23 protein-coding genes are annotated in these 25,612 nt (G+C 74.6%); 9 read left to right on the top strand and 14 right to left on the bottom strand.

Annotated features, from left to right (window positions below):
- Nucleotide 1: 1 nt before the first annotated feature.
- The gene (locus ABD160_RS04205) at nucleotides 2-670 is read right to left on the bottom strand and encodes a response regulator transcription factor (RefSeq protein WP_344018414.1); all 669 of its coding nucleotides are present in this window, start codon (nucleotides 668-670) and stop codon (nucleotides 2-4) included.
- A 159-nt stretch (nucleotides 671-829) separates the two neighbouring features.
- On the opposite strand from ABD160_RS04205, the gene ABD160_RS04210 reads away from it, so the two are divergent.
- The gene (locus ABD160_RS04210) at nucleotides 830-2,647 is read left to right on the top strand and encodes a flavin-containing monooxygenase (RefSeq protein ID WP_344018416.1); all 1,818 of its coding nucleotides are present in this window, start codon (nucleotides 830-832) and stop codon (nucleotides 2,645-2,647) included.
- A 199-nt stretch (nucleotides 2,648-2,846) separates the two neighbouring features.
- Here ABD160_RS04210 and ABD160_RS04215 read toward each other — a convergent pair whose 3' ends face one another.
- The 9 genes from ABD160_RS04215 to ABD160_RS04255 form a co-directional block, all read right to left on the bottom strand.
- On the bottom strand, nucleotides 2,847-3,833 hold the full coding sequence (locus tag ABD160_RS04215; RefSeq protein ID WP_344018418.1) for an ABC transporter substrate-binding protein: 987 nt from the start codon (nucleotides 3,831-3,833) through the stop codon (nucleotides 2,847-2,849).
- A complete protein-coding gene (locus ABD160_RS04220) occupies nucleotides 3,830-4,309 on the bottom strand; it encodes a cupin domain-containing protein (RefSeq protein WP_344018420.1) in 480 nt (159 codons plus the stop codon). The genes ABD160_RS04215 and ABD160_RS04220 overlap by 4 nt, the downstream gene beginning before the upstream one ends.
- Nucleotides 4,306-5,589, bottom strand: coding sequence for an RrF2 family transcriptional regulator (locus tag ABD160_RS04225; RefSeq protein WP_344018422.1), 1,284 nt, complete (start codon nucleotides 5,587-5,589; stop codon nucleotides 4,306-4,308). Before ABD160_RS04225 ends, ABD160_RS04220 begins: the two co-directional genes overlap by 4 nt.
- A complete protein-coding gene (locus ABD160_RS04230) occupies nucleotides 5,586-6,695 on the bottom strand; it encodes an LLM class flavin-dependent oxidoreductase (protein WP_344018424.1) in 1,110 nt (369 codons plus the stop codon). The genes ABD160_RS04225 and ABD160_RS04230 overlap by 4 nt, the downstream gene beginning before the upstream one ends.
- A 13-nt stretch (nucleotides 6,696-6,708) precedes the next feature.
- Entirely contained in the window at nucleotides 6,709-7,401 is a 693-nt protein-coding gene (locus ABD160_RS04235) for an ABC transporter ATP-binding protein (RefSeq protein WP_344018426.1), read from the bottom strand.
- Entirely contained in the window at nucleotides 7,398-8,243 is an 846-nt protein-coding gene (locus ABD160_RS04240) for an ABC transporter permease (protein ID WP_344018428.1), read from the bottom strand. The genes ABD160_RS04235 and ABD160_RS04240 overlap by 4 nt, the downstream gene beginning before the upstream one ends.
- A 529-nt stretch (nucleotides 8,244-8,772) precedes the next feature.
- Complete coding sequence (locus ABD160_RS04245) at nucleotides 8,773-9,702, bottom strand: ABC transporter permease (RefSeq protein WP_344018430.1); 930 nt, start codon at nucleotides 9,700-9,702, stop codon at nucleotides 8,773-8,775.
- Nucleotides 9,692-10,540, bottom strand: coding sequence for an ABC transporter ATP-binding protein (locus ABD160_RS04250; protein WP_344018433.1), 849 nt, complete (start codon nucleotides 10,538-10,540; stop codon nucleotides 9,692-9,694). The genes ABD160_RS04245 and ABD160_RS04250 overlap by 11 nt, the downstream gene beginning before the upstream one ends.
- Nucleotides 10,541-10,572: 32 nt before the next feature.
- Entirely contained in the window at nucleotides 10,573-11,670 is a 1,098-nt protein-coding gene (locus ABD160_RS04255; RefSeq protein ID WP_344018436.1) for an ABC transporter substrate-binding protein, read from the bottom strand.
- Between the two features lie 681 nt (nucleotides 11,671-12,351).
- Here ABD160_RS04255 and ABD160_RS04260 point away from each other — a divergent pair.
- From ABD160_RS04260 to ABD160_RS04295, 8 genes are all read left to right on the top strand, one after another.
- Entirely contained in the window at nucleotides 12,352-12,441 is a 90-nt protein-coding gene (locus ABD160_RS04260) for a putative leader peptide (RefSeq protein WP_344018438.1), read from the top strand.
- 66 nt (nucleotides 12,442-12,507) lie between these two features.
- Nucleotides 12,508-13,782, top strand: a complete 1,275-nt coding sequence (locus ABD160_RS04265; protein ID WP_344018440.1) for an LLM class flavin-dependent oxidoreductase — start codon at nucleotides 12,508-12,510, stop codon at nucleotides 13,780-13,782.
- On the top strand, nucleotides 13,779-15,143 hold the full coding sequence (locus tag ABD160_RS04270; RefSeq protein ID WP_344018442.1) for an NtaA/DmoA family FMN-dependent monooxygenase: 1,365 nt from the start codon (nucleotides 13,779-13,781) through the stop codon (nucleotides 15,141-15,143). Before ABD160_RS04265 ends, ABD160_RS04270 begins: the two co-directional genes overlap by 4 nt.
- Nucleotides 15,140-16,825, top strand: a complete 1,686-nt coding sequence (locus tag ABD160_RS04275; RefSeq protein WP_344018444.1) for an ABC transporter substrate-binding protein — start codon at nucleotides 15,140-15,142, stop codon at nucleotides 16,823-16,825. The genes ABD160_RS04270 and ABD160_RS04275 overlap by 4 nt, the downstream gene beginning before the upstream one ends.
- 148 nt (nucleotides 16,826-16,973) lie before the next feature.
- Complete coding sequence (locus ABD160_RS04280) at nucleotides 16,974-17,924, top strand: ABC transporter permease (protein WP_344018447.1); 951 nt, start codon at nucleotides 16,974-16,976, stop codon at nucleotides 17,922-17,924.
- A gap of 37 nt (nucleotides 17,925-17,961) precedes the next feature.
- Complete coding sequence (locus ABD160_RS04285) at nucleotides 17,962-18,894, top strand: ABC transporter permease (RefSeq protein WP_344018449.1); 933 nt, start codon at nucleotides 17,962-17,964, stop codon at nucleotides 18,892-18,894.
- A complete protein-coding gene (locus ABD160_RS04290) occupies nucleotides 18,891-20,525 on the top strand; it encodes a dipeptide ABC transporter ATP-binding protein (protein WP_344018450.1) in 1,635 nt (544 codons plus the stop codon). The genes ABD160_RS04285 and ABD160_RS04290 overlap by 4 nt, the downstream gene beginning before the upstream one ends.
- 139 nt (nucleotides 20,526-20,664) lie before the next feature.
- Entirely contained in the window at nucleotides 20,665-20,889 is a 225-nt protein-coding gene (locus tag ABD160_RS04295; RefSeq protein WP_344018452.1) for a hypothetical protein, read from the top strand.
- Nucleotides 20,890-20,942: 53 nt separating this feature from the next.
- Here ABD160_RS04295 and ABD160_RS04300 read toward each other — a convergent pair whose 3' ends face one another.
- The 4 genes from ABD160_RS04300 to ABD160_RS04315 all read right to left on the bottom strand — a co-directional run bounded on the left by ABD160_RS04300 (nucleotide 20,943) and on the right by ABD160_RS04315 (nucleotide 25,538).
- The gene (locus tag ABD160_RS04300) at nucleotides 20,943-21,431 is read right to left on the bottom strand and encodes a beta-class carbonic anhydrase (protein ID WP_344018454.1); all 489 of its coding nucleotides are present in this window, start codon (nucleotides 21,429-21,431) and stop codon (nucleotides 20,943-20,945) included.
- 567 nt (nucleotides 21,432-21,998) lie between these two features.
- Entirely contained in the window at nucleotides 21,999-22,679 is a 681-nt protein-coding gene (locus ABD160_RS04305; protein WP_344018456.1) for a fasciclin domain-containing protein, read from the bottom strand.
- A gap of 180 nt (nucleotides 22,680-22,859) precedes the next feature.
- The gene (locus ABD160_RS04310; RefSeq protein ID WP_344018459.1) at nucleotides 22,860-24,497 is read right to left on the bottom strand and encodes a molybdopterin-dependent oxidoreductase; all 1,638 of its coding nucleotides are present in this window, start codon (nucleotides 24,495-24,497) and stop codon (nucleotides 22,860-22,862) included.
- Nucleotides 24,498-24,560: 63 nt separating this feature from the next.
- On the bottom strand, nucleotides 24,561-25,538 hold the full coding sequence (locus ABD160_RS04315; RefSeq protein WP_344018461.1) for a LysR family transcriptional regulator: 978 nt from the start codon (nucleotides 25,536-25,538) through the stop codon (nucleotides 24,561-24,563).
- Nucleotides 25,539-25,612 lie beyond the last annotated feature (74 nt).

Consider the following 25,612-nt stretch of genomic DNA (forward strand, 5'->3'; position numbering starts at 1 on the left):
GTCACCGCCCCAGCCGGTAGCCGAACCCGCGCACGGTCGCGACCAGACCGGGCCGGTCGAGCTTCGCGCGCAGCGCGGCGACGTGCACGTCGAGCGCCTTCGAGCCGGCGACCGTGGCGTCGCCCCACACCTCGTCGAGCACCTGCTGGCGGCTGACCGCGACCCCGGCCCGCCGGGCCAGCACCGCGACCACCGCGTACTCGGTGGCGGTCAGCGCCAGCTCGGTGCCGGCCACGGTGACCCGGCGCGCGTCCAGGTCGATCCGGACGTCCTCGGCGTCGACCACACCGGGCGCGGCCGTGGCCGCGGGCGCCCGGCGGGCGACGGCGTCGACCCGGGCCAGCAGCTCCCGCAGCCGGACCGGCTTGACCAGGTAGTCGTCGGCGCCCAGGTGCAGCCCGCGGATGACGTCGCGCTCGCTGGACCGCGCGGTCAGCACGATCACCGGCACGGGCGAGTCGCGGCGCAGCCTGCGCAGCAGGGTCAGCCCGTCGCCGTCGGGCAGGCCGAGATCGAGCAGCACCAGATCGGCCTCGCCCAGCAGCGCCGACGCGGTACCCGCGGTCGGCGCGTGCAGCACGCCGTGGCCCCGGGTCCGCAGGGCGTCGACCACCGCTCCGGCGACCCCCTCGTCGTCCTCGATCACGAGCACCCGCACGTTTGCGAGCATGCCGCACGGCACCGGTGCGGCACAGTCATTGCAACCTCACCGCAACCGTGTCGCCGGACACGCCGGGTGGTGTTCACTGCAGGCGTTGCCCCGACGACCGTGGCACGGACGGCGAGCACCGCCGCGGTCGTGGCGAACCCGCTCGCAGGAGGCCCCGACGTGACCGAGACACTCGAGAAGTCCGCGGCGCGCGACACGGCGCAGACCTGGTTGACCGCGTTCGGCGACGCGCTGGCCGCCCGCGACGTCGACCGGGCCGTCGGCCTGTTCGCCGCCGAGAGCTACTGGCGGGACCTGGTCGCCTTCACCTGGAACCTGAGGACCGTCGAGCACCACGACGGCGTCCGGGACCTGCTGACCAGCACCCTGGAGAGCACCGACCCGTCGAACTGGACGATCACCGCCGAGCCCACCGAGGCCGGCGGCGTCACCGACGTCTGGTTCTCCTTCGAGACGGCGGTCGGCCGCGGCTCCGGGCACGCCCGGCTGGTGTCCGAGGACGGCGCGCCGCGGGCCTGGACCTTCCTCACCACGCTCGACGAGCTGAAGGGCCACGAGGAGCCGCGCGGCGACAACCGGCCGTTCGGCACCGAGCACGGCGCCAACCCGAATCGGGTCACCTGGAAGGAACAGCGCGAGCAGGAGCTCGCCGAGCTCGGCCGCACCCGCGACCCGGAGGTCGTGATCGTCGGCGGCGGGCAGGGCGGGATCGCGCTGGGCGCGCGGCTGCGGCAGCTCGGCGTCGACACGATCATCGTCGAGCGCAACGAGCGGCCCGGCGACTCCTGGCGCAAGCGCTACAAGAGCCTCGCCCTGCACGACCCGGTCTGGTACGACCACCTGCCCTACCTGAAGTTCCCGGACAACTGGCCGGTGTTCGCGCCGAAGGACAAGATCGGCGACTGGCTGGAGTTCTACACCCGGATCATGGAGCTCACCTACTGGGGCTCGACGACGGCGCGCTCGGCCACCTTCGACGAGGCGAGCGGCCGGTGGGCGGTGGTCGTCGACCGGGCGGGCGAGGAGATCACGCTGCGGCCGCGGCAGCTGGTGTTCGCGCTCGGGGTGTCCGGGAAGCCGAACATCCCGGACGTCCCGGGGCGGGAGCGGTTCTCCGGAGACGTGCAGCACTCGTCGCAGCATCCCGGCCCGGACGCCTACCGGGGCCGGAAGGTCGTCGTCATCGGGTCGAACAACTCGGCGTTCGACATCTGCGGCGCGCTGTGGGAGGTGGGCGCCGACGTCACCATGGTGCAGCGGTCCTCCACCCACATCATCAAGTCCGACACCCTGATGGAGCTCGGTCTGGGCGACCTCTACTCGGAGCGGGCGGTCGCGAACGGGATCGACACGCACACCGCCGACATGATCTTCGCGTCGCTGCCGTACCGGATCATGCACACCTTCCAGAAGCCGACCTACGACAAGGCCCGCGAGGTCGACGCCGACTTCTACCGGCGGCTGACCGAGGCCGGGTTCGATCTCGATTTCGGCGACGACGACTCCGGGCTGTTCATGAAGTACCTGCGCCGCGGCTCCGGCTACTACATCGACGTCGGCGCCGCCGAGCTGGTCGCCGACGGCCGGGTGAAGCTCGCCAAGGGGCAGGTCACCGAGTTCACCGAGAAGGGCGTCCGGCTGTCCGACGGCACCGAGCTCGACGCCGACCTGGTCGTCTTCGCGACCGGCTACGGCTCGATGAACGGGCTCGCCGCGGACATCGTGGGCCAGGAGGTCGCGGACGCGGTCGGCAAGGTCTGGGGCCTCGGGTCGGACACCACCAAGGACCCCGGTCCGTGGGAGGGCGAGCAGCGCAACATGTGGAAGCCCACCCAGCAGCCCAACCTGTGGTTCCACGGCGGGAACCTGCACCAGAGCCGGTTCTACTCGCTGTACCTGGCGCTGCAGCTCAAGGCCCGGCAGGAGGGCATCCCGACGCCGGTGTACGGGCTGCAGGAGCGGCACCACCTGTCGTAGCCGGCGGGCACGCCGGCGGCCCGCGTATCCCCCCGGAACACGCGGGCCGCCGGTCGGGAGCCCACGGGCGGCCCCCACCGCCCCGGGCGGGCCGCGGATCCGGATCCGGGCCCGGCCCGGACGATCTGGACAGGTGTCAGGATTTTACTGGACGACTGTCCAGCCCGGATCGCGGGCCCGCCGCCGGACGGACCGAGGGTCAGGAACCGGCCGGTGCGGCCAGGTCCTCCACCGCCGACCCGACGTCGACCGGGCTGCGCAGCACGCCGTAGTCGGCGTAGCGGTCGGCGACGCCCTGCAGCTCGGCGACCAGGTCGTCGTCCAGCGCCTCGGACTCGCGCTGTGCCCGGTCGGCCATCAGCTCGGCGACCTCGGCCGGGCGGCCGGTCAGCTCCGAGTAGATCGCCGCGTTCTCGGCCGGGTTCTCCCGGGCCCACTGCAGGGCAGTGGCGTAGCGCTCGGTGAAGTCGGCCATCGCCGCCCGGGTGCCCGGGTCCTCCAGGGCCGCGGTGTTGGCGTCCAGGAAGGTCAGGCCGGTGCCGAGGCCCTCGGCGTCGCGCAGGATCCGGGCGCCGGACTCCTGCTGGGCGACCGCGGTGTACGGGTCCCAGGTCGACCACGCGTCGATCGCACCCGAGTTCAGCGCGGCGGCCGCGTCGACCGGCTGCAGGAACGAGATCTCGACCTCCTCGGCGGGCACCCCGGCCTCCTCCAGCGCCCGCAGCAGCAGGTAGTGCCCGATGCTGCCCTGGGTGGTGGGGGAGACGGTCTTCCCGCGCAGGTCGGCGACCGACTGCACCGGGGAGTCGCCGGGCACGAGCAGCGCGAGGCCGCCCTTCGCCGGGGACCGGGTGGCCTTCACGATCTTGATGCTGTCGGTGGAGGACAGCGCGGTCAGGGTCGGCGCGTCACCGGCGATGCCGATGTCGATCGCCTCGCTGCGCAGCGCCTCCAGCAGCGGCGCCGCTGCCGGGAACTGGGCCCACTCGACGGTGTACGGGGCGCCGTCGAGCGCGCCGGAGGCCTCGACCAGCGCGGACTGGATGCCGGCCTGGTCGCCGACCCGCAGCGTCACCTGGGACAGGTCGACCGGGGCGTCGTCGTCGGCGGGGGTGCCGCCGGCGCAGCCGGTGAGGGCGACGGCGAGTGCGGCGAGCAGTGCGGGGAGCGCGAGCAGGCGGTTCACGGGGCGGGCTCCGGATCGGTGAGCGGGGTGAGCGAGGGGAGGTTCACGACGATCCCCTCCTGGGTGCTGCGCGAGATCACCACGACGGCCGGGTTGTCCGGGTCGGGGTTCTCCTCGCGGTGCGGGACGTAGGGCGGGACGAACACGTAGTCGCCGGGCTCGGTCTGCAGCACGACCTCGCCGGTGCCGTCGTGGAAGACGAACCGGGGCCGCCCGCTGACCACGTAGATCGAGGTCTCGGCCTCGCCGTGGTGGTGGTCGCCGGAGTTGGTGTCCGGCGCGACGTGCGTCTCGCCGGTCCACAGCTTCCGCGAGCCGACGGTCCGGCCGCTGACCGCCTCGCGCCGGGACATGCCGCTGGTCTGCGCGGTGTCCGCGGACAGATCGGCACCGCGGATCAGGTGCACCCGCGCGTGCGCCGGCGGGTCGCCGGGGGTCGCCGGGAGATCGGGATGGAAGGCGTCGGTACTGCTCATCGGGGGTCACGCTCCGGGGTGAGTGCGGTCAGGGTGTGGCCGGTCAGGAAGTCGGCCACGGTGCGTTCGAGGTCCGCCCACAGGACGGCGGCCGGTCCGGTGCCACGGACCGTCGCGAGCGCGCCCTCGGTCGCGCGGACGACGTCGGCGACGGTGATCGCGCCGGCCGGCCGGGCGAGCCGGTAGCCGCCCTCGCAGCCGCGCCTGCTGGTGACCAGCCCGGCCCGGCGCAGCTGCAGCATGATGTTGACCAGCGAGTTCAGCGGGATGCCGCGGGACCGGGCGATGGCGTCGCAGGTGACCGTTCCGTCCCCGGCAGCGCCGCCGTCCCCTGCCGCGCCGCCGTCCCCTGCCGCGCCGCCGTCCCCGGCAGCGGCCGCGAGCTCGGCCAGTGCCCGCAGCGCGTGGTCGAGCCGGGCGGACACGTTCAGCGGTGCGGCCCGCCGGGCGCGCGCCGCGGGTTCCGCCGCGGCCGGGGCGAGGAAGGCCGCCCCCTTCGCGGCCTTCTCCAGGAACAGCACCAGGCGGGCGGCGACGATCCGGTGGAACTGGTCGTTCAGCACGTCGTGCACCCCGTCGGCGACGACGGCGAGCTCGTCGGCGGCCCGCACCAGCGGCCGCACCGCGGCGACCGGGGCGACGGCGTCGGCGGCGCCGTGCAGCCACAGCACCGGCACCCCGGGCAGCGCGCCGGACGGCACCGCCCCGGCCGGCTCGGCGATCTCGCCCCAGCGGAACCCGGGATCGGCCTCCAGCACGCCGCGGTGCACCGGGCAGGCGGTGCGCGCGTCCAGCTCGCCGGCCCGGTCGCGCGGCGGCCCGCCGTCCGGCGGCGCGGCGGGCAGCCCGGCCAGCACCAGCGCGTCCAGCGCGACGGTGCCCGCGGCGGCGATCTCCCAGGCGCGCAGCGCGCCCGTGTCCGAGCCGAGCAGCACCCGGGCGCCGGTCGCGCCGTCCAGTGCCGCCGCGACCGCCGCGGTCGCGGCGCCGGGGCCGGGATCGGCGCCGGGGTCGATGCCGATGCCGCCTGCGCCGGTTCTGCCGGTGCTGGTACTGCCGGTGCCGCTGCTGTCGGTGCTGGTGCTGCTGCTGGTGCTGCCGGTGCCGTCCGAGTCGTCCATGGGCTCCGCGGCGACGACCGTCCAGCCGTCGAAGGCCAGCCGGCGCCCGAGCCGGGAGTAGAGGCCCGGGTGCTCGCCGCGGCCGGGGAGCACGACGACGGTGCCCCGGGACGCGCTCTCCGGTGTCCAGCGGACCGACGCGGTGGCGGGTGCGCTCATGCCGGGACCCCCACCGCGGCGCCCCGGCGGGCCAGCTCGGCGCGCACCGCGGGCAGCAGCTCGCTGCCGTAGCGGCGGGCGTCGGCGATCGGGTCGTAGCCGCGGATCAGCAGCGTGCCCACCCCGATGTCGACGTAGTCGGCCAGCGCGGCGGCCACCGTGTCCGGGGTGCCGACCAGCGCGGTGGAGTTCCCGGCCGCGCCGGACGCCGCCGCGGTCGCCGTCCACAGGCAGCGGTCGTGCACCTCACCGGCGGCGGCCGCGGCCAGCAGCCGCTGCGAGCCGACGTTGGCCGGGGCGCCGGGCTCGCGCATCCGGGTCCCGGTGAAGGATCCGTGGCCGCCGTTCGCCGCGACGATCCGGGCGTGCACCTCGCGGGCCCTGGCCCACGCCTGCTCCTCGGTGTCGCCGAGGATCGGCCGGAACGACACGCTGATCCGCGGTGCCTCGGCGCGCCCGGCCGCGTGCGCCGCGTCCCGGACACGGGCGATCTGCTCGGCCGTCCCGGCCAGCGGCTCGCCCCACAGCGCGAACACGTCGGCGTGCCGGCCGCCGACCCGGTAGGCGGCCTCGGACGAGCCGCCGAAGTACACCGGGATCGGCGACAGCGGACGGATCTCCTGCCGGACGCCGGCCACCCGGTAGTGCTCGCCGTGGTGGTCGAACGCGTCCGGCTCGGTCCACGCGCGGCGGACGACCGACAGGTACTCGTCGGTGCGGGCGTAGCGCTCGTCCTTGTCCAGCCAGTCGCCGTCGCGCCGCTGGTCGACGTCGCTGCCGCCGGAGATGACGTGCATCGCGACCCGGCCGCCGCCGGTGAAGTGGTCCAGCGTCGCGAACTGGCGGGCGGCCAGCGTCGGCGCGGTGAACCCGGGCCGGTGCGCGACCAGGAACCCGAGCCGCTCGGAGTGCGCGGCGGCGTAGGCGGCGACCTGCAACCCGTCCGGGGTGGACGACGAGTGGCCGACCAGCACCTTGTCGAAGCCGGCCTCCTCGTGCGCCGCGACGAAGCCGCGGACGGTGGCGCGGTCGATCACCGGGCCGGTCGCGGGCCGGATCTCGGAGACCTCCTGGGTCCCGATCATGCCGATGAACTCGACGGACATGGAGTGCCTCCGGTCAGTGGACGCCGAGGCGGCCGAGCAGCTCGGCGCGCAGGCGCTGGAAGTCGGGATCGGTGACGTCACGCGGCCGGTCGATCGGGACCGGCGCGTCGTAGGAGATCCGGCCGCCCTCCATCACGAGCACCCGGTCGGCGAGCACCAGCGCCTCCTCGACGTCGTGGGTCACCAGCAGCACCGCGCACCGGTGCCGCTGCCACAGCTCGTCGACCAGGCCGCGGGCGGTGATCCGGGTGAGCGCGTCGAGTGCGGAGAACGGCTCGTCGAGCAGCAGCAGGTCCGGATCGCGGACGAGCGCGCGGGCCAGCGCGGCGCGCTGCGCCTCGCCGCCGGAGAGCACCTTCGGCCACACGTCGGTGCGGTGCGACAGGCCGACCTCGGCCAGCGCGGCCTCCGCGCGGGCCCGGTCCGGTCGCCCCGGGAGGCCCATGACGACGTTGCGCCACACCTTCTTCCACGGCAGCAGCCGGGGCGCCTGGAACCCGACGGCGCGCCGCCGGGCGACCGTCACGTCGCCGGTGACGTCGTGGTCGAGATCGGCCAGGATCCGCAGCAGCGTGGACTTGCCGCAGCCGGACGCGCCGAGCAGCGCCACGAACTGGCCGGGCTCGATGTCGAGATCGAGGTCCTCCAGCACGGTGCGGTCGCCGAAGCGGCGGGTCAGCCCGCGCACCGAGACGGGGCGGGTCACTTCCCGCTGAACGCCGGTCGCCACGACAGGAACCCCCTCTCCAGCATCCGCACGACGAAGTCGCCGAGCAGCCCGAGCAGCGCGTAGAGCGCCAGGCAGACGACGATCACGTCGGTCTGGAAGAACTCGCGGGCGGTGTTCATCTCGTACCCGATGCCGGAGGTGGCGTTGATCGTCTCGCCGAACACCAGCGCCAGCCAGGCGGTGCCCAGCGAGAACCGCAGGCCGACCAGGAACTGCGGCATCGCCGACGGCAGGATCACGTGCCGGACCTGGCCGAACCAGCCCAGTCCGAGGGTGCGGGCGGCCTCGACCAGGGTGGCGTCGACGTTGCGGATGCCGCCGAAGAGGTTCATGTAGAGCGGGAAGGTGACGGCCAGCGCGATCAGCGCGATCTTCGGCTCCTCGCCGATGCCGAACCAGATGATCAGCAGCGGGATCAGGCCGATCACCGGGACCGTGCGCAGCATCTGCACCGGGGCGTCGATCACGTCCTCGCCGAGCCGGAACAGCCCGGACAGGGTGGCGAGCACGACCGCGGTGACCAGGCCGATCGCGATCCCGGCGACGACCCGGCCGGTGGAGGCGAGCACCGCGCTCTGGATCGCACCGTCGGCCCACATGTCGGCGGCGGTGACGGCGACGGTGAGCGGGGCGGCGAGCACGTCGCGGGGGAGCACGCCGGTGCTGGACAGCAGCTGCCACAGCGCGACGAGCGCCACCGGCGATGCGGTCTTCACCACCCAGCGCGGGACCCGGCCGGCACCGCGTTCGTGCCGGGTCCGGAGGGTCTCCACGTCGGGCGGCGCCTGGGCGCGCGCCCGTTCGGAGGTCGTGGTCATGGCTGCTCCCAGCGGGATTCGGGGCGGGTGCGGGCACACCGGTGCACCGCCCGGCCCGGAACGGGCGGCGGGCGGATCGGGTGCCTGCGGGTGTGTGGGTTGGGTGCGGCGCGGCCGGTCGCGCCGTGGTGCGGGCCGCGCGGTCCGGGAGCCGGCCGGGACTGTGCGGGCCGGGACCGTGCGGGCCGGGACCGTGCGGACCGGGACCGTGCGGACCGGGACCGTGCGGACCGGAGCCGCGCGAACCGGAGCCGGGGGTGCCGTCAGGGTCGACAGAGCGCCGACGCGACGCGCAGCAGGTCGATGTGACCTCGCGTCGTCAGCAGCACCGATCCGGTCATGGGAGGACGGTAACCCGGCGCGGCCCGAAACCCAACCCCGCAGGTTGGGATTGACCTCACTGCGTTTCGGCTGGTGGGACGCGGTGCACCCGTCCGGACACGTTGCCCGCTCCGGTCACACGCCACGAGCGGGCCGTCCGTGGGACCGACCGTCCCACGACAGGCCCGCTCGTGACGGTGGGGCGGGCTCAGACCGTCAGGGCCAGCCCCCGGGCGCGCAGCACCCGGCGCTCCAGCGGCCGGAACACCAGCAGCTCGATCCCGATCCCGACGATCAGGATCAGCAGGATGCCGGCGAACACCTGGGAGATGTTGCTGACGTCGGCGCCGTTCTTGAGGTAGGCGCCCAGCCCCAGCCCGAGGGCGGGCCCCATCGCGATGATCTCGGCGGCCATCAGCGACCGCCAGGCGAACGCCCAGCCCTGCTTGCAGCCGGCCAGGTAGCCCGGCAGCGCCGCGGGCAGCAGCACGAACCGGGCCATCGCGAAGCCGGTCGCCCCGAGCACCCGTCCGGCGCGGGGCAGGATCGGCGGCACCTGGTCGATCCCGGCGACCAGCCCGTTCGCGATCGAGGGCACCGAGCCGAGCAGCACCACGTAGAAGATCGTGGCGTCGGTCAGGCCGAACCACAGCACGGCCGCGGGCACCCAGGCGACCGACGGCAGCGACTGCAGCCCGGTCAGCAGCGGGCCGATCGCGGCGCGGACCAGCGGGACCTTCGCCACCAGCAGGCCGAGCGGGGTGGCGATGGCGAGCGCGAACAGGAACCCGATCGCGGCCCGGCTGACCGAGGTCCACAGGATCGACCAGATCGAGCCGTCGATCACGATCGCGGCGAACTCCTCGCCGACCGCCGACGGCGAGGGCAGCCGGAACTCCGGCAGCACCGCCGAGGCCCACACCGCCTGCCAGATCCCGATGATCGCGGCGAGCGCGACCAGCGGCGGCAGCCAGGTGCGCAGCAGCATCTGCCACCACGGCGTCCGCCGGACGACCGGGGTGTCCAGCGCGTCCAGGCCGGCGATCGCGTCGGCGGTGTCGTTGTCCGGGGCGGTGCGGTCGTCCAGTGTGGTGCCGCCGGTCACGCCGACCGGGCGGCGTCCGTCCTCACGCGGCATGGCTGGTGATCACCTGCCGCAGCCGTCCGGTGATGTCGTCGTGCAGCTGCGCCTGCTGCTCGGCGCCGTGTCCGTGGGTGGGGACCTCCCACTCGCGGACGACGGTGCCGGGCCGCGACGACAGCAGCACGACCCGCTCGGCCAGCCGGACGGCCTCGCGGACGTCGTGCGTGACGAACACGATGGTCGTGCCGGTGGCCCGCCACACCCGCAGCAGCTCGCCCTGCAGGACGTCCCGGGTGATCGCGTCGAGCGCGGCGAACGGCTCGTCCATCAGCAGCAGGCCGGTCGCGTCGGAGCCGGGGTCCTCGGCACCCAGCCCGGTGGCCGCGGCGAGCGCGCGGGCCAGTGAGACGCGCTGCCGCATGCCGCCGGAGAGCTCGTGCGGGCGCTTGTCGCCCACGCCCTCCAGCCGGACCAGCGACAGCAGCTCCTCGGCCCGCCGGGTGCGCGCCGCCCGGCCGTGCCCGGCGAGCCGCAGCGGCAGCTCGACGTTGCGCCGGGCGGTCAGCCACGGCATCAGCGCGGCCTCCTGGAACATGAACGACGGCCGGGCCGCGCCGACCGAGACGGAGCCGGCGGTGGCGTCGTCCAGCCCGGCGAGCAGGTTGAGCAGCGTCGACTTGCCGCAGCCGGAGGCGCCGAGCAGGCAGACGAACTCGCCGTCGGCGACCTGCAGGTCGATCCCCTTCAGCGCGGTCACCGCCGCCGGGCCGTGGCCGAAGGTCTTGCCGACGCCGCGCAGCTCCACGGCGGCGGTGGCGGAGCGGGCGCCGGCCCGGTCGGTGCCGTCGGTGCGGCTCGTGCGGTCGGTGCGGTCGGTGAGGTCTGCGGGCATCGCGGGGGTCCCCCTCGTCGTGGTGGCGGTCGTCAGCTCGCGTCGAGCCCGGCCGGGTCGATGGCGGGCTCGCCTGCGGCCTCACGGACGGTGTCGATCGCGGTCGGGTCGAGGAAGCCGGTGAGATCGGCGGGGGTGTCCGCGATCTCGGCGGTGACGGCGTCCTCGGCGAGCTGCGGCCAGGTCGCGGCCAGCGGGTCGGTGTCGAAGGTCAGCTCGCTGAAGGCCCGCTCCAGCACCGGCTCGGTCAGGGCGTTGCCGGTGATCTCCTGGATCGCCTGGTTGGAGATCGTGCGGGCCTGCTCGGGCTGCTCGCGGATGAACTCGATCGCCCGCTGCTCGGCGCGCAGGATCGCCTCGACGGTCTCCGGGTGCTGCTGCAGGAACTCGGTGCGGACGATGATCACCGTGGTCGGGAACTCGCCGTCCGGCCAGAGGGTGCGCTCGTCGAGGAAGACCGACGCGCCGGCGTCGACCAGCCGGGAGCTCCACGGCTCGGGCAGCCAGCCGCCGGCGACCTCGCCGGTCCGGAACAGGTCGAGGGTGCGCGGGTTCTCGATGTTCTGCACGGTCACGGCGTCCGGCCCGTCGCCGATCGGGAGGTCGTTCTCCTTCAGCCAGGTCTTCAGCGCGACGTCCTGGGTGTTGCCGAGCTGCGGCGTCGCGATCGTCTTGCCGCGGAGCTGGTCGGGGGTGGTGATGTCCGGGGAGGTCACCAGCTGCGCGCCGGCCGAGGTGGAGCCGGCGACCAGCCGGACGGCCTCGCCGTTCGAGCGGGAGAAGGCGTTGATCGCCGGGCCGGAGCCGATGAACGCGACGTCGATCGAGCCGCCGAGCAGCGCCGCGACCTGGTCCGGGCCCGCGTTGAAGGTCTGCGGGGTGAGCGCGGTGTCGCCGAGCTCCTCGGCGAACAGGCCGTTCTGCACCGAGATCAGGGCGGGCGCGTGGGTGATGTTCGGGAAGTAGCCGAGGCGGACCTCGGCGGCGGGGGAGGTCTCGCCCGAGGCGGCCGCGCCGCCTCCCTCGTCGGCGCGGGAGCAGCCGGCCAGCACGCCGACCGTGGCGAGCAGTGCGACGAGGACGGCGGCGGTGCGCCTCCGGGAACCGGGGCGCAGGACGTGCGGGGGCATCGGGACGTGGTCCTTCCGTGGTGGGGCCCGCGCCGGAGGGTGGGCGCGGGGCGGGGACGCCCGGTGCGGTCGCCGGGGGTCGGGGCGCGCCGGGGACACGGCACGCCGGGGAGCCGGCCGGGCCGGCGGCCGGGGGAGGGCGTCCCCCGGGTGGAGGTTCAGCGACAGTGCTCGCTGAAGGCCGGGGCGCGCCGGCTGGGCCAGAACGGCTCGAGGCCGGTCGGGCGGACGGGGACCGTGCAGCGCCGCGTGCGGAACCGCACGGCGGCGGGCCGGTCACCCCGCGTCGTGGTGTCCGGAGCCTCGAGCGCGCCCCGGAGACGCGGACCGGGACGCGATGGCCGTCCCTGGCACGTCGTCACCCGGACAGCGTGCGGTGCGGTCACCTCTCCGGACAACCCTCGGTCCACCCGCCAGGAAACGGGACATCCTGTCCGGACAACATCGGCCGGAATCGGCGATCATCCGTCCGTAGCCCGGGACGACCGGAATATTCCGGACGCGTCGCAGGTCACTCCCGGTTCGCGCGGGTTGACACATCCGTGGCGACACTCCTTAGAGTCGTGGTCGGACACCATCCGGAGCGGCCGAGAGACCCGGCTCGACGACGCCGCAGCAACCCCCCGCAGCACGCGGGTGCGGGTGCTCCTGCCGGGCACGATGGAGGGGATCATGCGGTCGGTGGCGGATCGGGTGCGCGGCGCGCACCACCCGCGGTACCGCAGGCACGTCGATCTGCTGCGGGTCACCAGCGCGGCCTGTCGCGGCTGACGCGTCCCCGACTCCCGCCCCCACGTTCCGCCGCGCGCCGCCGCGCGGCGAGGAAGCGATGCCCTGATGTCCTCATCGGACACCCCTGTCCGTCCGGCGCGGCCACTGCACCTGGCGGTCGCGCTCGACGGCGCCGGCTGGCACCCCGCCGCCTGGCGCGAGCCGGGAACCCGCCCCGGCGAGCTGTTCACCGCCCGGTACTGGGTGGAGCTGGCCCGCACCGCCGAGCGCGGGCTGCTCGACCTGATCACCATCGAGGACGGCCTCGGCCTGCAGTCCGGCGACCACCTGTCCGAGCCGCAGCGGCGGACCGACCGGGTCCAGGGCAGGCTCGACGCCTCGCTGGTGGCCGCCTTCCTGGCGCCGCTGACGTCGCGGATCGGGCTGGTCCCGACCGTCACCACCACGCACACCGAGCCGTTCCACGTCGCCTCCGCGCTGGCCACGCTCGACCACGACTCGCACGGCCGGGCCGGCTGGCGGGTGCAGACCTCGGTGCGCCCCGACGAGGCCGCCCACTTCGGACGCAGGCAGGTCCCGGCGGTCGGCCGCGCCGACCTGGACACCCCGCAGGGCCGCGCGCTGGTCGCCGAGCTGTTCGGCGAGGCCGCCGAGGTGGTCGACACGGTGCGCCGGCTGTGGGACTCCTGGGAGGACGGCGCCGAGATCCGGGACGCGATCACCGGCCGGTTCGTCGACCGGGACCGGCTGCACACGGTCGACGTCGAGGCGTCGCAGTTCTCGGTGCGCGGCCCGTCGATCGTGCCGCGGCCGCCGCAGGGCCAGCCGCTGGTGGTGTCGCTGTCGCACGGCTACGAGCCGTCGCTGCTCGCCGCGAAGGTCGGCGACGTCGTGTTCACCACCCCGCACGACGCCGACGACGCCGTCCGGACCGTCGACCAGGTCCGCACCGCCGAGCGGGCCGCCGGGCGCACCGCGCCGCCGCTGAAGATCCTCGCCGATCTCGTCGTCGTGCTCGCCGACACCGAGGCGGCCGCCCGGGACCGGCTGGCCCGGCTGGACGCCCGCGATCCGCTCTCCAGCGACGCGCTGGTGCTCGCCACCACCCCGGCCGGCCTCGCCGACACGCTGCTCGACTGGCAGGCCGCCGGGCTGGACGGCTACCGGCTCCGCCCGGCCGTGCTCCCCACCGATCTCGACGCGATCGTCGACGGCCTGGTCCCCGAGCTGGCGCGGCGCGGCGCGTTCCGCACCGGCTACGCCGAGGCCGGCCTGCGCGAGCGGTTCGGCCTGCCCCGCCCCACCAGCCGCTACGCACCGGACGCGGACCCGGCGCTCGTCCCCGGACTCGTCCCGACCACCACCGGGAGTCCCGCATGACCCGCAAGCAGATCGTCCTGGGCGCCTACTTCCCGGGCGTCAACCACGACACGGTGTGGAGCGATCCGGCGTCCGGCAGCCACATCGCCTGGGAGTCGTTCGAGCACTGGGCGCGCACCGCCGAGCGTGGCGGGCTCGACCTGCTGTTCCTCGCCGAGGGCCTGCGGCTGCGGACCCGCGGCGGCGAGATCTTCGACCAGGACGTCGTCGGCCGCCCGGACACCTTCACCGTGCTCGCCGCGCTGGCCGCGGTGACCGAGCACATCGGACTCGCCGGGACGATCAACTCCACCTACAACGAGCCCTACGAGCTGGCCCGCAAGTTCGCCACCCTGGACATCCTGTCCGGCGGGCGGGCCGCCTGGAACGTGGTGACCAGCTCGGACGCCCCGACCGGGGAGAACTTCCGGCGCGGCGCGTTCCTCGGGCACCACCAGCGCTACGAGCGGGCCGGTGAGACGCTGGCCGCGGTCCGCGCGCTGTGGGACTCCTGGGGGTCCGATGCGGTCGTCGCCGACCAGGAGTCCGGCCGGTTCCTGTCCGATCCGCAGGTGGGCGACTTCGCGGTGTCGGGCAACCAGTTCGACATCGCCGGCCGGTTCACCACCCCGCGCAGCCCGCAGGGCCATCCGGTGATCCTGCAGGCGGGCGAGTCGCCGGCCGGGCGGGACTTCGCCGCGGCGAACGCGGACGCGATCTTCTCCCGCTACCAGAAGTTCGACGAGGCCCGCGCCTTCTACGACGACGTCAAGGCCCGGGTCCGCAAGGCCGGCCGGGACCCGCACGAGGTCCGCATCCTGCCGAGCGCCGGTGTCGTGCTGGGGGACACCGACGCCGAGGCCCGGGAGCGGCACGAGCACATCCACGACCAGCAGGTCGACCCGTGGACCGCGATCGTGCTCGCCGAGATGGTCTGGAACCGCGACCTGTCGTCCTACGACCCGGACGGCCCGCTGCCCGACGTCGACCCGACCCCGGAGGCGCCGCGCTGGATCGAGGGCCGGGCCCCGCTGACCCAGGACCCGCACGCCACCGCCGCCGCCTGGCGGGAGATCGCCGAGGCCAACGGGTACAGCCTGCGGGACACCGTGAAGCACGTCTTCGACCGGGCCGTGTTCGTCGGCACCCCGGAGCACGTCGCCGACGAGATCGACCGCTACGTGCAGTCCGACGCCAGTGACGGGTTCATCCTCGGCTCGCACGTCAGCCCGTCGGGTCTGGACGAGATCGTCGACCGGGTGGTGCCGATCCTGGCCGAGCGCGGGGCGTTCCGGACCGGGTACGACGGCGGCACGCTGCGCGACAACCTCGGTCTGGCCCCGCCGGCCCGGTTCGGCGAGCGCGCGGCGGTGGCGTCGTGAGGCCCGCCCGCCCGGTCAACGGCCGGTCCGGCCGGCGGTCGTCCCGGTTGCGGCGGCTGGTCCCCGGCGGTGCGGGGCCGCTGCGCCGGCTCCCGGCCGGGCGCAGCGCCGTGCTGCTCGCGGCGACCGCGCTGACCCTGACCGCCTGCGGCTCCGGGCCCGAGGCGGCCGGCGCCGCCGGGGAACCGCAGCCCGGCGGCACCCTGGTGTTCGCGGTGTCGTCGGACCAGGGCTGCGCCGATCCGCAGCAGGTCGGCTCGAACGACTCGATCTACTCGCTGCGCCAGGTCGTCGACTCACTCACCGACCAGGACCCGGAGACCGGCGAGATCGTCCCGTGGCTGGCCACCGAGTGGTCGTCCAACGACGACGCGACCGCCTGGACGTTCACCCTGCGCGAGGGCGCCACCTTCTCCGACGGCACCCCGGTCGACGCCGCGGCCGTGAAGGCCAACTTCGACCGGGTCCCGGACATCGGCGCCCGCGGCACCCTCCCGAAGGGCTACCTCGCCGGGTACGCGGGCACCGACGTGACCAGCCCGACCGAGTTCACCGTGCGCTTCGAGCAGCCGAACGTGCAGTTCCTGCAGGGCACCTCGACGCACAGCCTCGGCCTGCTCTCCCCGGCCAGCGCGGCCGGGACCGACGAGGAGCGCTGCGCCGGCGTGATCGGCTCCGGGCCGTTCACCCTCGAGTCCTACGTCAAGGACGACATCACCGTGCTGGCCAAGCGGACCGGCTACGACTGGGGCTCGTCGCTGTTCACCCACCCCGGCGAGGCCTACCTCGATCGCGCCGAGTTCCGGGTCGTCCCGGAGTCCGGCGTGCGCTCGGGCAGCCTGCAGTCCGGCGAGATCGACGCGATCGCCAGCGTCGGCCAGCAGGACGAGGCACCGCTCACCGCCGCCGGTGTCGAGCTGCAGGCCCGGCCGAACCCGGGCATCCCGTTCGGGATCACCTTCAACCACGAGACCCCGCTGGGCGCCGATCCCGCGGTCCGCGAGGCCGTGTCCCGGGGCATCGACCGGGACGAGCTCGTCACGGCCGTCTACCCGACGCAGACGGTGAAGGCGACCAGCTCGCTGTCCTCGACCACACCGGGCTACGCCGACCAGTCCGCACTGGTCGACTACGACCCGGCGGCGGCCACCGCCGCGCTGGACGCCGCGGGCTGGGTGCCCGGGCCGGACGGCATCCGGGCCAAGGACGGCCGGCCGCTCACGCTGCCGCTGACCTTCGCGCAGAACATCGCGACCGCCAAGCCGTCGCTGGAGCTGATCCAGCAGCAGCTGCGCCGGATCGGGATCGACCTGCAGCTGCGCGAGGTGCAGATCTCCGAGACCCCGGTCGTCCAGCAGGACGGTGACTTCGTCGCCCTGTGGGGCAACCTGACCCGGGCCGACCCGGACATCCTCCGGTCGCAGTTCTGGACCGGCGGCAACAACTACTACCGGTTCCCGCCGAGCCCGCTCGACGACGCGCTGGCCGGCCAGGCCGCCGCCACCGACGAGGCGCAGCGGGCCGAGCTGGCCGGGACCGCGCAGCGGCTGCTCGCCGAGGGCAACCACAACGTGCCGGTGGTCGAGCTGACCACCGTCCTCGGGGTCGGACCGACCGCGCACGACGTGGCGTTCGACGCGTCGTCGCGGATCCAGCTGCACGACACGTGGAAGTCCGGATGACGCCCGCCGACGTGCTCTTTCCCGCGGAGGCGGCATGAACACCGCCGACGTGCTCTTTCCCGCGGAGGCGGCATGAACACCGCCGACGTGCTCTTTCCCGCGGAGGCGGCATGAACACCGCCGACGTGCTCTTTCCCGCGGAGGCGGCATGAACACCGCTTACCTGCTGCGCCGGCTCGGCCTGGCCGTCGTCGTCCTGTGGGCGGCGTGGACGGTGTCGTTCGTCGTGCTCTACCTGCTCCCCGGCGACCCGGTGGCCACCATGGCCGCCGGGGGCGGGGACGGCGAGCAGCTCAGCCCGGCCGAGCTGGACGAGCTGCGCGCCCGGTACGGGCTCGACCAGCCGCTGATCGTCCAGTACGTGACGAAGCTGCTGGCTGCGGTGCAGGGCGACCTCGGCACCTCGTTCGCCACCGGGCAGGGCGTCCGGTCGGCGATCGCCGAGGCACTGCCCCCGACCCTGCAGATGGCGGGGGCGGGTCTGCTGGTCGCGATCGTCGGCGGCACCGCCCTCGCCGTCGCCGCGACCTGGACCCGCCGCCCGTGGCTGCGCCAGGTGCTGGCCGGGCTGCCCTCGCTGGCCGTGTCGCTGCCGGTGTTCTGGGTCGGGCTGATGCTGGTCCAGCTGTTCTCGTTCCGGCTCGGCTGGCTCCCGTCGGTCGGCGACCGCGGGTTCGCCGCGCTGGTGCTCCCGGCGATCACGCTCGGCCTGCCGACCGGTGCGCTGATCGCCCAGGTGCTGGCGAAGAGCCTCAGCCAGACCCTGGAGGCGCCGTTCGTCACGACCGCCCGGGCCAAGGGCGTCGGCCCGGCGGCGGTGCACCTGCGGCACGCGCTCGGCAACGCCGTCATCCCCGCGCTGACGGTGCTCGGCTACGTCGTGGGCAACGTGCTCGCCGGGTCGGTCGTCGTCGAGACGGTGTTCACCCGGCCCGGGCTGGGCCGGCTCACCGTCGCCTCGGTCGGGGTGCAGGACATCCCGGTCGTGCAGGGCGTCGTGCTGTTCGCGGCGCTGGCGTTCGTCGTGGTCAACCTGCTCGTCGATCTCGCCTACCCGCTGCTCGACCCGCGGGTCGCCGTCACCGGAGCCGTCCGGTGAACGCGGTGACCCTGCTGCCCCCGCCCGGAGGTGCGTCATGACCGAGCTGCTGGACCGCGCCGCACGCGGCGCACCCGATCCCGCGGCCCGCCCCGGCTCCGGCGGCCGCGGCGGAACCGGCCGGGCCGGACGGCCGGGTGGTGGACCCGCCCGGCTCGGCCGGTTCCTGCGGGCCCGGCCGGGGCTGGTGGTCGCGGTCGCGGTCGTGCTGCTGGTGCTGACGGCCGCCTTCGTCCCGGGGCTGCTCGCCCCCGGCGACCCGGCGATCGGCGACACCGCGGACCGGATGCTCCCGCCCGGCCCCGGGCACCTCTTCGGCACCGACCACCTGGGCCGGGACGTGTGGACCCGGGTCGTGCACGGGGCGTCGCTGTCGTTGCAGGCCACGGTGATCGCGGTGTCCGTCGCGCTGATCGCCGGTGGCCTGATCGGCCTGGTCGCCGGCTTCGCCGGCGGCTGGGTGGACGAGGTCCTGATGCGCATCGTCGACGTGCTGCTGGCGATCCCGGCGATCCTGCTGTCGCTGGCCCTGATCACCGCACTGGGCTTCGGCACGGTGAAGGTGGCGATCGCGGTCGGCATCGCCAGCGTCGCGAGCTTCGCCCGGGTGATGCGCGCCGAGACGCTGCGGGTGCGCCGTTCGCTCTACGTGGAGGCCGCCCGCGCGGTCGGCACCCGCAGGCACGTGACGCTGCTGCGGCACGTCCTGCCGAACGCCGCCGGGCCGGTCGCGGTGCTCGCCGTGCTGGAGTTCGGGCTGGCCATCCTGGCGATCTCGGCGCTGTCGTTCCTCGGCTACGGTGCGCCGCCGCCGGCGTCGGAGTGGGGGTCGCTGGTCGCCGACGGCCGCAACTACCTGGCCGTCGCCTGGTGGATGTGCGCGATGCCCGGCCTGGTGATCGCGGCGACCGTGCTGTCGGTGAACCGGATCTCCCGGGCCCTGGACGGCGAGTGGAGGCGTTCGGCATGACCGGGGAGCTGCTGTCGGTCCGCGACCTGGAGATCACCTACCGCGGTTCCGCGGGACCGGTGCACGCCGTGCGCGGGATCGACCTGGACGTGGCGCCCGGCGAGGTCGTCGCGATCGTCGGGGAGTCCGGATCTGGCAAGTCGACGCTGGCCCAGGCGGTGCTCGGGCTGCTCCCGGAGAACGGCTCGGTCACCGGCGGGTCGATCTCGCTGGCCGGCGCCGGTGAGCTGACCGGTCTGTCCGAGAAGGCGTACCGCGCCGTGCGCGGCGCCCGGATCGGGCTCGTCCCGCAGGATCCGGGGGTCGGGCTCAACCCGGTGCAGCGGGTCGGCGAGCAGGTCGCCGAGGTGCTGCGCACGCACGGCCTGGCCGACCGGCGCTCGGCGGCCGGCCGGGCCGTCGAGCTGCTGGAGCGGGCCGGGCTCACCGACCCGGCGACCCGGGCCGGGCAGTACCCGCACGAGCTGTCCGGCGGGATGCGGCAGCGGGTGCTGATCGCGATCGCGATCGCCGCCGATCCGTCGCTGGTCGTCGCCGACGAGCCGACCAGCGCGCTGGACGCGACCGTCGCCCGCCGGATCCTGGACCATCTGGACACGCTGCGCCGCGGCTCCGGCACCGCGCTGCTGCTGATCACCCACGACCTGGCGGTGGCCGCCGACCGGGCGGACCGGATCGTCGTCATGCGGCACGGCCGGATCGTCGAGCAGGGGCCCGCGGCGCAGCTGCTGGCCGGCGCGACCGACCCGTACACCCGCGAGCTGCTCGCCGCGGCGCCGGGACTGGCGGTGACCGCACCGCCGCCGCGGCCCGCGGTCGATCCCACCGGCGTCCCGATCGCCGAGGTCCGGGACCTGGTGAAGGACTTCCCGCTGCCGCGGGTGCGCGGGCAGTGGCGGCGCCCCACGCACCGCGCGGTGGACGGGGTGTCGTTCAGCATCGCCCGCGGCGAGACCCTGGCCCTGGTCGGCGAGTCCGGCTCGGGCAAGTCGACCACGGCGCGGCTGCTGCTGCGGCTGGAGGACCCGACGTCCGGCGAGATCCTGATCGACGGCGCGGACGTCACCCGGGTCCGGGGCGAGGCGTGGCGACGGCTGCGGCGCCGGGCCCAGCTCGTCTACCAGAACCCGTACGCCTCGCTGGACCCGCGGTTCCGGGTGCGCGAGATCGTCACCGAGCCGCTGCGGGCGTTCTCCGTGGGCACCGCGGCCGAGCAGGCCGAGCGGGCGGCCGAGCTGATCGACCGGGTCGCGCTGTCCGCCGAGCTGCTGGAGCGCCGGCCCGCGGAGCTGTCCGGCGGGCAGCGCCAGCGGGTCGCGATCGCCCGGGCGCTCGCGCTGTCGCCGGACCTGGTGGTCTGCGACGAGCCGGTGTCCGCGCTGGACGTGTCGGTGCAGGCGCAGGTGCTGGAGCTGCTCGCCGAGCTGCAGGAGCGCGACGGGCTGGCCTACCTGTTCATCTCGCACGACCTGGCCGTCGTGCGCCGGGTCGCGCACCGCACCGGGGTGATGCGGGACGGGGCGCTGCGCGAGCTGCGGCCCACCGCGGAGCTGTTCGACGACCCGCGCGACGACTACACCCGGGAGCTGCTGGCCGCGATCGCCGGCCGCCGCGCCGAGGTCGCCCCGTGAACCGCCAGGTGATCCGCCCGGTGAGCCGCACCGTGACGTCGCGGCGGCGGATCGTCGACTTCGGGCTCACCCACACCACGCTCTGTCGTCCGGCCGGTCCACCTCGACCCGACCAGACCGCAGAGCCCAGGAGGCCGCCGTGAGCACTCCCGTCCGTACCCTTCCGACCGACCGCACCAGCCGATCCGGCGCCGTGGACCCCGGCGCCCAGCTGCTCGACGGGCTCGAGGCCCTCGTCCGGCGGCACCGGGCGCTGGCCCGCGACACCGCGGGCACGCTGCACGCCGAGCTGATCACCGCCGAGGTGGCGCAGCAGCTGGCGGTGGCCCGCAACGCGCTGCGGCGCGTCCCGCGGTCGGCCTGACCGACATCGCGGGCCCGGCCGGATCCCCGGCCGGGCCCGCGACGGCGGTGCGGTCAGACCACCTCGTTGAGCTTGCCGGTCGCGACGTCGAACACGAACCCGCGGATCGAGTCCTTCTTCGGCACGAACGGGTTCGCCTTGATCCGGGCGATCGACTGGCGGACGTCGGTGTCCAGGTCGGTGAACGACTCGGCGGCCCACTCCGGCTTGATGCCGGTCTCGTCCTGGATCGACTTCTTGAAGGCGTCGTCGGTGAAGGTCAGCATCCCGCAGTCGGTGTGGTGGATGAGGATGATCTCCTCGGTGCCGAGCAGCCGCTGGCTGATCGCCAGCGAGCGGATCTCGTCGTCGGTGACGACGCCGCCGGCGTTGCGGATGACGTGCGACTCGCCCTCGTTCAGGCCGAGGACGCGGTAGACGTCGATCCGGGCGTCCATGCAGGCGACCACGGCGAGCTTGCGGGCCGGCGGCAGCGGCAGCGGGCCGGAGAAGGACTCGGCGTAGCGGGCGTTGTTCTCGAGAAGTTCGTCGGTGACGGACACGGGCTCTCCTGGAGCGTGGGGGGATCGCGGGCGTCGTGCCCGCGCAGAAGGGCACGGGGCGGCCACGCGGCGACCCACCGGTCGCACGGTGCGACGGGTCGCTACGCGGCCCACCGACAGAACTCGTCGAACTGCACGATGCGACGGCTGGGCCAGAACGGCTCGAGCCGGGTGCGCATCACAGCATGATTCGACCGTGCAGGCCCACCGCGCGCAAGTCGGGGGCCGGCGGATTCTCCGATCGGTACCGCCGACCGCACGAACGGTGTCCCGTGTCCACCGGCATCGGTCAGGTGTCCGGACCGGTGAAGAACTCCAGCGCGATGTTGTCCGGATCGCGGAACGAGATGCCGCTGCCGTAGTGCGCCTTCTTGACGCCGTCGTGCGGGACGCCCAGCTCGGTGAACACGGTGTGGTGGAACCGGCCGCCGCAAGCACGCGGGCATCGCAACCTGTCTATCAGTCGGGTCCGCGCGGTCGGGCCCTCCGACCGGACGGGGACCCCGACCGGCCGGGCACGCCGACGGGCCCGGGGGTCTCCCCGGGCCCGTCGGCGGATGTCGCAGGTCAGGCCTGCGGCATGAGCACCTTGTCGATCACGAACACGGTGGCGTTCGCGGTCGGGATGTTGCCGCAGAGCACGTTGGCGGTGTTGCCCTGGCCGTCGGTGACGGTCGGGGCGTCCGCGGTGCCGCCGATGGTGAGGTCGCCGCCGGCCAGCTCGGTCAGCGTGCCCTTCTCGACGATCCCGGCGGCGTCCAGGCGCTCCGGGGTCACGTGGTAGGACAGCAGGCCCTGGAGCTGCTCGGTGTCGGCGAGCAGCGCGTTGAACTGCTCCTCGCCCAGCTGCTCCTGGACCGCCTCGAACGCCGGGTTCGCCGGCGCGAACACCGTGATGGCCTCCTGCTGGTTGAGCGTGTCGGCCAGGCCGGGGACCTCACCGACGGCGGTGACCAGCGTGCTGAGCAGCGGGTTGCTGCCCGCGGCGGTCGCCACCGGCTGCGGCCCCATCGCGTTCAGCGAGCCGGGCTCGTCGCCCTGCGGGAGCTGGCCGCAGGCCGGGCCGAACACGTCGTCGTTGGTGGTGACGCCGTCGGCGGCGGCCGGCTCCGCCGGGGCCGACGACATCGCGGGCGGGGCGGAGGCGGCCGGCTCCTCCTCGCCGCCCATGCCGCCGCCACAGGCGGTCAGGCCGAGGGAGAGTGCGGCCAGCAGGCCGACGGTGGCCATGGTGCGGGATGCGCGCATCGCGATGTTCCTTCCGTGGATTTTCCGGTCCGGTTCCATACATTCATCAATCGTGACCGTCGTGGAGTTGTTCGATCCGGGGAGGCGATTGGTTCGGCAATCCCGGAAATATTCTGAGGAGTCGGCCCGACGATTTCCGGAAATGGCATGGGGGTGCCCCGGAACCGCGTTCGGGCGGTGTCAGGCGACGGTGACGATCACCGACGGCCAGCCGGTGGCGCCGTCCGGTATCGGATCGACCCGCTCCTCGGTCTGGGTGAGCCCGCGCCGGTCGGTGGCCCGCGCGGTGAGGATGTGGTTGCCGGGTCCGAGATCGAGCTCGGCCGTCCACATCCGCCAGGTGTTCGGATTGACCTCGGTGCCCAGTTCGGCCCGCACCCACGGCCCGTCGTCGGCCCGTACCTCGACCTGCGCGACGCCCACCGGCTGCGCCCACGCGACACCGGCCACCCGGACCGCCCCCGCCGCCTGCTGGGAGAACCCGGTGGGGGAGTCGATCCGGCACTGGGTCTTGATCGGCGCCCGCTCCGCCCAGCCGCGGTCGCGCCAGTAGACGGTCCGGTCGGCGAAGGTGGTCAGCTCGATCTCGGTCAGCCACTTGGTGGCCGAGACGTAGCCGTACAGGCCGGGCACCACCATCCGCACCGGGAAGCCGTGCTCGACCGGCAGTGCCTCGCCGTTCATGCCGATCGCGAGCATCGCGCCGCGGCCCGGTTCCAGGACGGTCGCGGTCGGGGTGCCGGCCGTCCAGCCGTCCCGGCTGGTCGAGACGATCTGGTCGGCGCCCGGATCGACACCGGCCTCCAGCAGCAGGGGGGCCAGGTCGACACCGACGAAGTTCGCGGTCGACACCAGGTTGCCGCCGACGGTGTTGGAGACGCAGGTCATCGTGATCGTCCGCTCGACGAGGGGACGGGCCAGCAGGTCGTCGACACCGAGGGTGAGCTCGCGATCGACCCGGCCGTGGATGCGCAGGCTCCAGTCCTCGGCGCGCACGGCGGGGATCCGCAGCGCGACGTCGATCCGGTAGAAGTCGGCGTTCGACGTGACGAAGGGGACCGTGCCGAACCGGGCGAAGCCCGCCGACTCCGGCACCGCGGGTGCCCGCTCGGTGAGCCGGGCCGCGGCCAGCCGCCGGGTCAGCGCCGACCGGGACTCGGCGATCCCGCGACCGGAGGCCGCCAGCGCGACGCCCGATCCGCCCGCGACCAGCGAACCCAGCGCCACCGCTGCGGAGGCGCCGGCGAGGACCGAGCGGCGGCGGACCGGGGTCGCGACCGGTCCGCCGCCGGGCATCGGCGCGTCCGGCGCTGCCGCGCCTGCCGGATCGGCCGCGGCGGGTGCGGCTGCCGCGGATCGGGCCGCGCGGTGCAGGCCCAGCTGGGTGAGCAGCCCGATCACCAGCGCGACGAGCGGCGCGACCACGTCCGGTGGCTGCAGCGCGGGCGCGGTGAGCACCGCGGCCGCCGAGACGGCGCCGAGCACCGCGACCGCGACGGTCCCGGGCAGCGGACGGCGCCGGGCGGCGAGCCCGGCCAGCGCCCCGGCCAGCACCAGCAGCACGGCCGTCCCGGCGAGCAGCACCGGCTTGTCGGCGGTGCCGAACGCCGATTTGGCGAACTCGACCACCGGCTGCGGGGACAGCCGCACGACGGCGTCACCGACAGCGACGAACGGCGACGACGCCGGCGCGAGCAGCCCGGCGACGAGATGCCCGGACGCCACCGCGGCGCCGACGGCGAGCAGTTCCACGCCGATCGCGACCCGCCGTGACAGAACGGTGCTCGCGTTTCCCGGTGCCCGCTCGTCGCTGCTCACGCCTGTTCTTCGAGAATGCGGGGCCGCACGGTTCGGAGGATTTCCTGTTCGCCCCCGAAATGCTCACCCGGTGAGCGGGGCCGGCGGCGCAGCCGGGGGAGCGGCGGCGGGCGCCGGGGCGGGCAGCGCGGTGTCGGCGCCCAGTCCCATCTGTGCCGCGGCCGTCCGGATCGCGTCGATGACCAGCAGCAGCGCGGCCCGCCGTCCGGAGTTCGTCCGGTAGGCCAGCGACACGGTGCGGGTGAGTGCGTCGCCGAGTGCGACGACGTCCACCCCGGGTGGCCGCAGCGCCAGCCCCAGGTCGGACACCAGCGTCACGCCCAGCCCGGCCGACACCATCGCCATCGCGGTGGCCTGCTCCTCCACCTCGTGCTCGATCCGCGGGACGTACCCGGCGGCCTGGCAGGCGAGCCGGGCGGCGTGCCCGAAGTGCGACCGGGCCGGGGACATGATCCACGGGTGCTCGGCGAGCTCGGCCATCGTGACGCTCGCCGCGGGCACCGCGCCGGCCGGGACGGCGGCGTAGAGCCGCTCCACCGCGATCACCGAGCGTTCCAGGCTGCGGTCCCAGGTCATCGGGTAGTTGGAGTAGTCGATCACGAAGGACAGGTCGAGCTCGCCGTCGCGGACGGCGGCCGCGGTCTCCTCCGGGGCGAGCTCCCGGCTGCGCACCACGACGCCCGGATGGGTGCGGGCCAGTGCGGTCAGCGCGTCCGGCAGCAGCCCGGACGCCACCGACGCCCACACCCCGGCTGTGACCTTCGCCGCGACCGACTCGCCGGCCTCCTCGATGGCCTGGGTCGCGCGTTCCACGGCGGCCAGGATCTCCTCGGCGTGCTCGGCCAGCAGCACGCCGAGATCGGTCAGCTGCACCCGGCGGCCGCGCCGTTCGAACAGCCGGGTGCCGACGTCGCGTTCCAGCTGCGCCAGCTGCTGGGACACCGCGGACGCGGTGTAGTGCAGTGCCGTCGCGGCCGCGGTGATCGTCCCGCGCCGGTGCAGCTCACGCAGCATCCGCAGCCGGGGCAGCGACAGGTCCATGGACCGGAGCCTAGGCGTTGTGCAGGAACGCTGAACACCGCCGTGAATGATCCGTAAATGGACGGGGCCGCCGC

This window comes from Pseudonocardia kongjuensis (assembly GCF_039526905.1).
In the GTDB taxonomy this organism is placed as follows: Bacteria; Actinomycetota; Actinomycetes; order Mycobacteriales; family Pseudonocardiaceae; genus Pseudonocardia; species Pseudonocardia kongjuensis.

Bases quoted from the DNA above. Each gene is read 5' to 3' on its own strand.
- ABD160_RS04205 (WP_344018414.1), bottom strand. From the start codon at position 670: ATGCTCGCAAACGTGCGGGTGCTCGTGATCGAGGACGACGAGGGGGTC.
- ABD160_RS04220 (WP_344018420.1), bottom strand. From the start codon at position 4,309: ATGAGCAGTACCGACGCCTTCCATCCCGATCTCCCGGCGACCCCCGGC.
- ABD160_RS04225 (WP_344018422.1), bottom strand. From the start codon at position 5,589: ATGAGCGCACCCGCCACCGCGTCGGTCCGCTGGACACCGGAGAGCGCG.
- ABD160_RS04230 (WP_344018424.1), bottom strand. From the start codon at position 6,695: ATGTCCGTCGAGTTCATCGGCATGATCGGGACCCAGGAGGTCTCCGAG.
- ABD160_RS04240 (WP_344018428.1), bottom strand. From the start codon at position 8,243: ATGACCACGACCTCCGAACGGGCGCGCGCCCAGGCGCCGCCCGACGTG.
- ABD160_RS04245 (WP_344018430.1), bottom strand. From the start codon at position 9,702: ATGCCGCGTGAGGACGGACGCCGCCCGGTCGGCGTGACCGGCGGCACC.
- ABD160_RS04250 (WP_344018433.1), bottom strand. From the start codon at position 10,540: ATGCCCGCAGACCTCACCGACCGCACCGACCGCACGAGCCGCACCGAC.
- ABD160_RS04255 (WP_344018436.1), bottom strand. From the start codon at position 11,670: ATGCCCCCGCACGTCCTGCGCCCCGGTTCCCGGAGGCGCACCGCCGCC.
- ABD160_RS04265 (WP_344018440.1), top strand. From the start codon at position 12,508: ATGTCCTCATCGGACACCCCTGTCCGTCCGGCGCGGCCACTGCACCTG.
- ABD160_RS04270 (WP_344018442.1), top strand. From the start codon at position 13,779: ATGACCCGCAAGCAGATCGTCCTGGGCGCCTACTTCCCGGGCGTCAAC.
- ABD160_RS04280 (WP_344018447.1), top strand. From the start codon at position 16,974: ATGAACACCGCTTACCTGCTGCGCCGGCTCGGCCTGGCCGTCGTCGTC.
- ABD160_RS04285 (WP_344018449.1), top strand. From the start codon at position 17,962: ATGACCGAGCTGCTGGACCGCGCCGCACGCGGCGCACCCGATCCCGCG.
- ABD160_RS04290 (WP_344018450.1), top strand. From the start codon at position 18,891: ATGACCGGGGAGCTGCTGTCGGTCCGCGACCTGGAGATCACCTACCGC.
- ABD160_RS04305 (WP_344018456.1), bottom strand. From the start codon at position 22,679: ATGCGCGCATCCCGCACCATGGCCACCGTCGGCCTGCTGGCCGCACTC.
- ABD160_RS04315 (WP_344018461.1), bottom strand. From the start codon at position 25,538: ATGGACCTGTCGCTGCCCCGGCTGCGGATGCTGCGTGAGCTGCACCGG.